Origin of the sequence: Bradyrhizobium manausense (assembly GCF_001440035.1) — a bacterium.
Lineage (GTDB): Bacteria > Pseudomonadota > Alphaproteobacteria > Rhizobiales > Xanthobacteraceae > Bradyrhizobium > Bradyrhizobium manausense.
Genome location: NZ_LJYG01000011.1, coordinates 1 through 7,660, shown reverse-complemented (window position 1 = coordinate 7,660; position 7,660 = coordinate 1). Strand labels below are relative to the sequence as shown.

Below are 7,660 nucleotides of genomic sequence, written 5' to 3'. Positions count from 1 at the left end.
AGCTGTTCGAGGAGCTCGACCGACCAGCACTGACCCCATTGCCCGACGAACCCTACGTGTACGCTGAATGGAAGCGCTGTCGGGTGAACCTCGATTATCATGTCGAGCTTGCCAAGCATTACTATAGCGTGCCTCACAACCTCGTGCATGAAGAGGTCGAGGCACGGATCACACTAAAAACCGTCGAGATTTTCCTGCGCGGCAAGCGCGTCGCCTCGCATCTGCGCAGCACTCTGCCGCATCGACCAACGACGATCGCCGAGCATATGCCAAGCTCGCATCGCCGTTACCGCGACTGGACCCCTGAGCGGATTCGTTCTGAAGCCGCCAAGGTGGGGCCCGACGCCGAGACGCTGATCGAGGTCATCCTGCGGTCGCGGCCGCATCCGGAACAGGGCTTCCGCTCGGCCATCGGCATTCTCGGGCTGGTCAAGCGCTACGGCGAGGAACGTGTCGACGCCGCCTGCGCCCGCGCTGCTGCTCAACGCCCGTTCCTACAAGTCGATCGTCGCCATCCTCAAGAACGCCGCCGACAAAACCGCTCCTCCCGCCCAGGAGGCGCCCATCCTCTTCCACGCCAAGATCCGCGGCCGCAGCTACTACAACTAATCAGGAGATCATTGTGCTCATTCATCCGACCGTCGACCGCTTGCGCGCGCTCGGCCTCACCGCCATAGCCGATACCCTCATCGAACTGCAGAACAATCCCGAGGCCGCCGACATGCCGCACCCCGATTGGCTCGGTCTCCTCGTCGATCGCGAGGTCACCGCCCGCGACCCGCCGTCTCTACGGCGCTTGAAGAGTGCCAAGCTCCGGCAGGCCGCTACCATCGAGAATGTCGACTATCGCACAGCTCGTGGTCTCGACCGCTCCCTCTTTCAGAGCCTCGCCACCTGCCAATGGATCCGCGAGCACAACCATCTCGTCATCGTCGGTCCGACCGGACTGGTGGCATGATCCATATCTCCCTACGTCATTGATATTCCAAACATCCTTGTCGTGGATCGGATGGGACTGCACGCCCATTTTTGATCGCGCGCTGCACCGCCAGCAGATCAAGGTCTGCCTCTCGAATAACATACGGTGCACCAATGCAGGCTTGTTTAGCCGGCAGGATGCCGTCTTTGATAAGACGTACAACCGTCATCTTGCTGACCTGCAAGCGACTCGCTGCTTCGTGCAAAATCATCTCGCCGCGCTCTGCACGTTCGCCTTCCCGGTAAACGGCAACGCCATGATCGTTCCGGAAGGTCCGCACCCGTTGTTGGGTCCAGCTATTACCCTTTGCGGTCCGTACCGCAAGTCGATTGAGAACTGACGCGATGTTCCCATCGGACAGCACACGTGCGAGGTCGCAAATCAGGTGTTCGGTCGCGGTATCGGTCTTCCAGCGATGCTGCCCGATCCGTTTCTTTACCACTTGGAGTGCAGTATGGTCGCCGCCCTTCCAATGCAGATTGAGCTCGAGATGGCCACGCTCTGCGGTCACCACGATCTCTTCAAGCACCGCACGCAAAACCCTCTTGCGGATTGCAGCCGAGGCAGCTGGATGGCTCCACAAGCGCTCCAGATCGGTCCCTAGAGCTAAAATCTCCGCACGCTCAGAGTCACTTAAGATGGGCGGCTGCTTATCGCTTGCAACACGGAGTTCATCTTCGAGCCGCGCCACTTCCGCGAGCCGTTCATTCCATCGTCGCTCGAGATCTCTAGCGACCAGACGGTTTTCCGGATCAACCGCATCATATTGCCGGTGTGCGCGGGCCGCTTCATAGCGCGCTTGCTCCAGCGCCAGCTCGATCTGTCGCAGCCGCCCCGTGCCGGCGCGCTCCCGCTCCACGATCGCTTGCAGGGCAGCGTCAAGGCCGAGTGGCGCAATCAGTAACAATACTTCGCTCGATACCGCCGCATCGATCCGCATGTTGCCGAATGCAATACACTTGGCGCGCCGTCCATGATTGACGGCGGCATCGTTGTAGACGTACCGGGCGACACCCCGCAGCCCATTATGCTGTACTCTGAGCTTGCGTCCGCAATGCCCACAGCGCAACAGGCCGACCAGAAAGTCACCGCCATTGCGCACTGATCCCGGCACCATCTCGCCCTTCATGTTGGCGTTCCCGTTGATAGTCAGTTGATTATTCTCGTAGTCTTGCCAGGAGATATAGCCCTCATGGTGATCACGAATCAGAATTTCCCAGTCTTTCTGCGGACGGCGCACTCCTGTGCGATCCGCTTACGGCCAGCCTCGATTCGAACCTGCGAACCAGTTCGACCAAACACATACGCACCGGCGTAAACCGGATTGGTCAGTAACCGATGGATTGTATTGTAGCGAGGTAGCTCGCCATTCCACTATTCGTCCTCGCGGACCATACACGACAATCGGCATCTTGACGCCTTCGTCACACAACCAAATCACAACTTGGCGCACGCTGCCGAACTCCGCAAACTTGCGGAATGCTAGGGTTCAGACTCAATTGATCCAATAGGCGACGATGGCGGCGAGGTGGACTGCGGCCAAGAAGTTCCTGGCGAGTTTGTCATATCGAGTAGCGACACGCCTGAAATCTTTGAGCCGGCAGAAACAGCGCTCGATGACATTGCGCCCTTTGTAGGCACGTTTGCTGAAGCTGTGGAGGGTCACCCTGTTGGATTTGTTTGGAATGACGGGCTTTGCGCCGCGATCGACGATTTCGGCGCGAAAGCCGTCGCCGTCGTAGCCTTTGTCCCCGATGAGGCTAGACATGGGCGGCGCGAGCTTCAAGTGCTGCGGCAATATCTGCGGCTTGCCCCGGAGTGAGATGAAATGCGCAAGGTCTGCAATCAGGGTCGCTCAGCGCGTGGATTTTCGTGGTCCGCCCACCGCGCGAGCGGCCGATCGCCTGTTCATGCTCCCCCCTTTTCCGCCGCTCGCCGAGCGATGCGCTTTGATCGTGGTGGAGTCGATGGACAAAGTCACGCCGTCCTTGCCACAGCGGGCGAGCGCTTCAAAGATCGCCTGCCAATGTCCGCGCTTGGCCCAGCGATTGAAACGATTGTAGATCGTCGTGTACGGGCCATAGTCGGGTGGGCAATCGCGCCAGCGCGCGCCGCACTGAAGCATGTGAATGATACCGCTGATGATGCGTCGATCATCATCGCGCGCCGGGCCGGTCTGGTTCGTTGGCAGATGCGGCTTTATCTGAGCCCATTGCTCGTCGTTGAGCCAGAACAGTCCTTTGCGCATCCAAGGCCCCCCGCACCGAATCAACTCGGTGCCAGGGAATCAAAGTTCGCTAATTAGGTACAGACCCTAGATGGAGCGCTTCACGCACTCGCTTGTCAGGATCCAGCTCCAGGCGATCGTCAGCGCTGCGCAGGTAACCAACGGCTACGGACGTATGGAGGTCCCCGCGCACCGCTTTGAGGCGCAATGCTTCTTGTGACCGCTGTCGCAGGATCGATAGCTCAAGCTCGCTAAACGTCCCCTTCATCCCAAGCAGCAGCCGGTCGTTCGTGAGCTTTGGGTCATAGATGCCATCCTCGTCAATAATCAGAGTGTTCACCAGCGTGCAGAACTCCAGAAGCGTATGCCAATCGCGGCCATTGCGGGCTAGGCGGGAAGCCTCGTTCGCCAGCACGGCGCCGGCGCCACCGGTACAAATTGCGGCCAACAAGCGTTCAAATCCGGGGCGCGCCGTGCCGCCACCCGAGCGGCCAAGGTCATCGTCGATGACGACCACATCTTGCCAACCAAGCGTCCGAGCACGACTTGCGAGAGCGTATTGACGTCGGCGGCTTTCGGGATTGTTGACGAGTTGGTCAGACGTCGATTGTCGCACGTAGAGATAGGCGCTACGCGCCAAGTGATCAGGCGTGATCTTGTTCATCATCATCTGCCTCTTGTACCTTTGCGGCCACGGCGCAGCATTCCTTGAGAAGGAGCTTGAGTAGGCTGGTGACTTCCGAACAAACTATCGGATCGAACTGCGGGTGCCGAATTGCTTCTGCTGCGAGGACCATCAGATCGAATTGTCGCCATCGTTGTTCCATCATCGCCTCCAATCGTCCGACTCGGTCCGGACGACAATGACGATAGGCCCTGTGCATCAACGAGGCAGCGAAGTTCTCGTAGCGCCTCCAAGGAAAGCCGCGGGACCTTGACCAGCGGCAATGTCGCTGCGGAACTCTCGGTCATCCATGCTGGCAGGAGGATGCGAGTACGGTCTGGCTGTTCGATCACGAAGTGAAGACACGCCCCGTGAACGACTTGCCTCAGAACAGTAACGCGTTCGCCGGCGCGCGGATGATACGGATATCGAATGACGACGACTTCAAACGGATGTTCTTGGGTAGTATGTCGCGTGTTCGACCGGCACCGGCAAATCCTGGCTGGCTTGCGCGCTCGGCAACAGGGCCTGCCGCGACGGCTTCTCGGTCCTCTACAAGCGCGTGCCCCGCTTGTTCGCCGATCTCGCCCAGGCGCGTGGCGAAGGTCGTCTCGCCCGTCTGATCGCGGCGCTGGAGCGCGTCAATCTCCTCATCCTTGACGACTGGGGACCCGAACGCTCACTGCCGACCAGCGCCGTGATCTACTCGAGATCGTTGATGATCGCTACGACAAAGGATCATTGTTGATCACAAGTCAGGTCCCCGTTTCGACGTGATTGCCGATCCCACACTCGGCGACGCCATACTGGACCGCATCATTCACAACGCCCACCGCATCGAGCTCAAGGGCGATAGCCTGCGTCGTCGGGCTGACGATAGGACAACAGCGTGACCACAGCGCGCCCGATCGCCCCACCGGCCCACAGGTCCCTCCCGCGCGCGCCGCTGCGTCGCTCGTGGGGGCCACTCCGCGCCGCACGCGGGTCCCTCCTATGGATGACCAGGAAGATCATTTCCAGCACACATAAACACGTCAGTCGTGTTCGCCTCCGCAAGTGATCACCATCGTCTGGAAACCGTGATCACGATTGCCTGGAATCGCTGATCGCCATCCCTGGAATACGCAGGTGAATGAGTAGCGCCTTCGTCCCAATAGTGCGGACTCGACCTTGCCCCATCTTTGGCCGACCTGTTCATCGTCGGGGTGGCTCCCATTGATTACAGCTCGATACTTCTCCTCAAACCCTTCGGATTCCGGACCGCTCGGACGCCCTGTCCTCCGGGATACGCCGAGCAACTGGCTCCAGGTCCGTCTTGGCTGTTTCCGGCTTTCGCCTGCGTGCCCGCTTAGACTTCTCCATACCCTCTTGCTCTCCCGGCCAGCGAGGCATTACCCCCGCTTTTGGATACAGCGCCCCTCATCCGAGCGCCGAGGGGACTTCAACCCCCATGATTCATGCGCTGCCCAGCGCACACTATCAGTCAGTCTGACTTCCACCCGGTCATCAGACCCTTCTCACCTCATCGGCTTGGCAGGTCCTACAAGCTTGCGCTTGAACCGGATGGATCTCCCTTGTTCACGTTGCTTCCTTTGGTTGCATGCTGGCGGTACGAACCCCGGGAGCACCTCAGCCCGCTCGCGATGACGCGGGTTGCGATTTCCGCCTTCCCCCTTTGAGAGACAGGGTCGGCTACTCCGATCACGTTCGATTTCGGGGCTATCCCCGTTCACTTGATTCCGGCCTACAACCTCCCTGTTTACGCTTCGCAGCGGCCGTTACCGGACGCCACGCAAGACTCGGTTCGCGGCTGCTCGCTAGGCTTTGCCACGGCCGTCATCGCAGACGGCAGACTTCAACGCGCTTGCAAGGCGCAACTCCCACACCACCGGGCATACGGGTCCGTACCACGGCGGTTCGATCGAATTAAACCGGCACAGGCATGAAGATTTGAGACCAAGAGAGTCGACCCCCTGATTTCGTAGGGCGTGTTGAACCGCCGGGTGTCCGGACATGCGCCAGAGTCCCGTTGGTGAACCGGCAGCGACCGATGCGGCGAACTTCGCGATGCCGAGGCGGCGAAGCTCCGTGAATCGGTTATGCCCGTTCCGTCATTGCCGCCAGAGTACATTCGCAGTCTCCGACGGATCCAGGTTTGTGAGCACGCGCGGGGTCTGGCAGAAGCCGAAGTACCTGCGCCATCCGATGAGGTATGGTAAGCGCCAAGCTGAGCTTTCAATTACCCATAATTTTAGCCCCGATCGCGGCCCCCAATTCGATGTCGATCAGTCGCGATAGTCCGCGCCAGATCACGGTATTTCCTGGAGGCGGATCGTTGGCTCGGGCCAAGTATCCTCCGAGCCGCGCGATCTTGACGACGTAGTGGGAGATCGTGGTTCGTTGAGAGCGGTTGGCACCCCGATCTTTCACCAAATGATCGAGAAGCTTGATTTCGGTTTCCGTCAGCGCCGTTTGCGGCGGCGCATTCGGCGTGGAGCGATTGAGCATCGTCATCCAGAAGACGCGCCAGCTCACAATGCAGAAGACCGCGATCAGATTGACCAATCGCTCAGCGGTTCGCAATTTCGACTCCTCCGCCTTGCAGCCCGATTTGAGGATCTTATGGAAGACTTCGATCTTCCACCGCAGCGCGTACCACTCGAGCTTCTCGATGGCGTCCTTGCGCGATTGGACCGGGAGATCGGTGAGAAGCTTCCACTCGATTTTCTTTCGCCGCTTCGGCGTTCCGCGCTCTTGAGCATGGATCACGGTCAGAGTGAGTGCAGGATATTTCTTCTGCTTGCCGATCGGCGGCAGAATTCGAAGCTTGCGGAATCGAATTTCAAGAAGCGCTTCATCCGGATCACCTTTGTCATCCTTGACAGCCACCCGGTGCAGACCTTTGACCGCGACCTCGTCCATTTCGTCGGCAATTGTATGATTGCCGTCCCCGGCGAGTCGATCAACGCAGGTTCGCACCAGGAAATGCGTTCCAACCTCTTCGGCCAGACAGAACAGCTCATAGATGTCGCTCTCGCGATCGCCGATATGAACGCATTGTCCAGGGGCAGCGAGAAGGTCGGTCGATTGTCGTAAATTCTCCAGCCAGCGGATGCTCTCCTTCTGCTCGATCGGAACCCGTGTCGGATTGATCTTTCGCTTCAGGGCCGTCGTCCCCTTGAACTTCTTGCGTGTCCAGAACTTGATTGCCGCCAGTCCGAGCGGAAGCCCCTCGGTCGTCACGGCGAGGCTCGAATGCATCAGGATGCCGCACTGCGTGCGCCCTGCCGTCTTACCTGTAAAGCCAATCAGATCCGGCTTCTCTCGCTTGAAGCTGAATTCCGTCGTGTCATGGAGGACAAGGATCGGCCCCTCCGTTGTCGTCGCGCGCCCGTGCGTCGCCTCAAAGTGGCCGCCAAGAATATCCGCCTCGTTGACCCGTTCGTTGGAGAAGAAGCGATACGCGGCCTTCGTGTTCGCCCAGTCCTGACAAACCAGCGGGATGCTCTGACCCATGTCGCTCCCGATCAGCCCGAGCAACTTGCAAAATCGGCGGCCGAGCCGCTCATCCTTAAACTCGCATCCCGCAACTTCCCGATCAACCCACGTCTCGATGCCGGTCGTCAATCGCTGAGCACGCGCTTCCGCAAGATCCTTTAGTACCAAGCCCACCAAGCACCATCAAATTCGAATCAGGTGCTCGACAACGAATCACAAGAGATTCTGCCGATTCAAGTTTTCGCCGCGGACACGTCGTCTAAATCGACCGCAAATTGTGGGTAATTGGAAG

General features: G+C 59.2%; 8 protein-coding genes and 2 pseudogenes. 3 read left to right on the top strand and 7 right to left on the bottom strand.

What is annotated here, in order from left to right; genetic code table 11:
• Together AOQ71_RS45840 and AOQ71_RS01845 are read left to right on the top strand one after the other, a co-directional pair.
• On the top strand, positions 1–677 hold a 677-nt coding region (locus AOQ71_RS45840), incomplete at its 5' end, for a transposase (protein WP_162268297.1).
• A complete protein-coding gene (locus AOQ71_RS01845; RefSeq protein ID WP_083513854.1) occupies positions 623–958 on the top strand; it encodes an ATP-binding protein in 336 nt (111 codons plus the stop codon). The genes AOQ71_RS45840 and AOQ71_RS01845, both read left to right, overlap by 55 nt.
• A gap of 16 nt (positions 959–974) precedes the next feature.
• Here AOQ71_RS01845 and AOQ71_RS01840 read toward each other — a convergent pair whose 3' ends face one another.
• The 6 genes and pseudogenes from AOQ71_RS01840 to AOQ71_RS44640 all read right to left on the bottom strand — a co-directional run bounded on the left by AOQ71_RS01840 (position 975) and on the right by AOQ71_RS44640 (position 4,036).
• Positions 975–2,219 (bottom strand): helix-turn-helix domain-containing protein, encoded by a 1,245-nt coding sequence (locus tag AOQ71_RS01840; RefSeq protein ID WP_057741002.1) that lies wholly within the window; start codon positions 2,217–2,219, stop codon positions 975–977.
• Positions 2,186–2,326: pseudogene (locus tag AOQ71_RS50115) on the bottom strand (recombinase family protein); the annotation flags it as partial. The gene AOQ71_RS01840 and the pseudogene AOQ71_RS50115, both read right to left, overlap by 34 nt.
• A gap of 148 nt (positions 2,327–2,474) precedes the next feature.
• Positions 2,475–2,747 carry an IS5/IS1182 family transposase gene (locus AOQ71_RS50110; protein WP_057741008.1) on the bottom strand — a complete coding sequence of 91 codons (273 nt, stop codon included), beginning with the start codon at positions 2,745–2,747 and terminating at the stop codon, positions 2,475–2,477.
• A gap of 87 nt (positions 2,748–2,834) precedes the next feature.
• Positions 2,835–3,227 (bottom strand): IS5 family transposase, encoded by a 393-nt coding sequence (locus AOQ71_RS50105; RefSeq protein WP_057741000.1) that lies wholly within the window; start codon positions 3,225–3,227, stop codon positions 2,835–2,837.
• Positions 3,228–3,276: 49 nt separating this feature from the next.
• Entirely contained in the window at positions 3,277–3,876 is a 600-nt protein-coding gene (locus AOQ71_RS01825; RefSeq protein WP_245316622.1) for a recombinase family protein, read from the bottom strand.
• Positions 3,851–4,036 (bottom strand): hypothetical protein, encoded by a 186-nt coding sequence (locus AOQ71_RS44640; RefSeq protein ID WP_157083326.1) that lies wholly within the window; start codon positions 4,034–4,036, stop codon positions 3,851–3,853. Before AOQ71_RS44640 ends, AOQ71_RS01825 begins: the two co-directional genes overlap by 26 nt.
• Positions 4,037–4,351: 315 nt before the next feature.
• Here AOQ71_RS44640 and AOQ71_RS01820 point away from each other — a divergent pair.
• Positions 4,352–4,763, top strand: a pseudogene (locus AOQ71_RS01820) (ATP-binding protein); the annotation flags it as partial.
• A gap of 1,342 nt (positions 4,764–6,105) precedes the next feature.
• Here the strand turns inward: AOQ71_RS01820 and AOQ71_RS01815 are convergent.
• Positions 6,106–7,542 (bottom strand): IS4 family transposase, encoded by a 1,437-nt coding sequence (locus tag AOQ71_RS01815; RefSeq protein WP_057740977.1) that lies wholly within the window; start codon positions 7,540–7,542, stop codon positions 6,106–6,108.
• Positions 7,543–7,660: the final 118 nt, after the last annotated feature.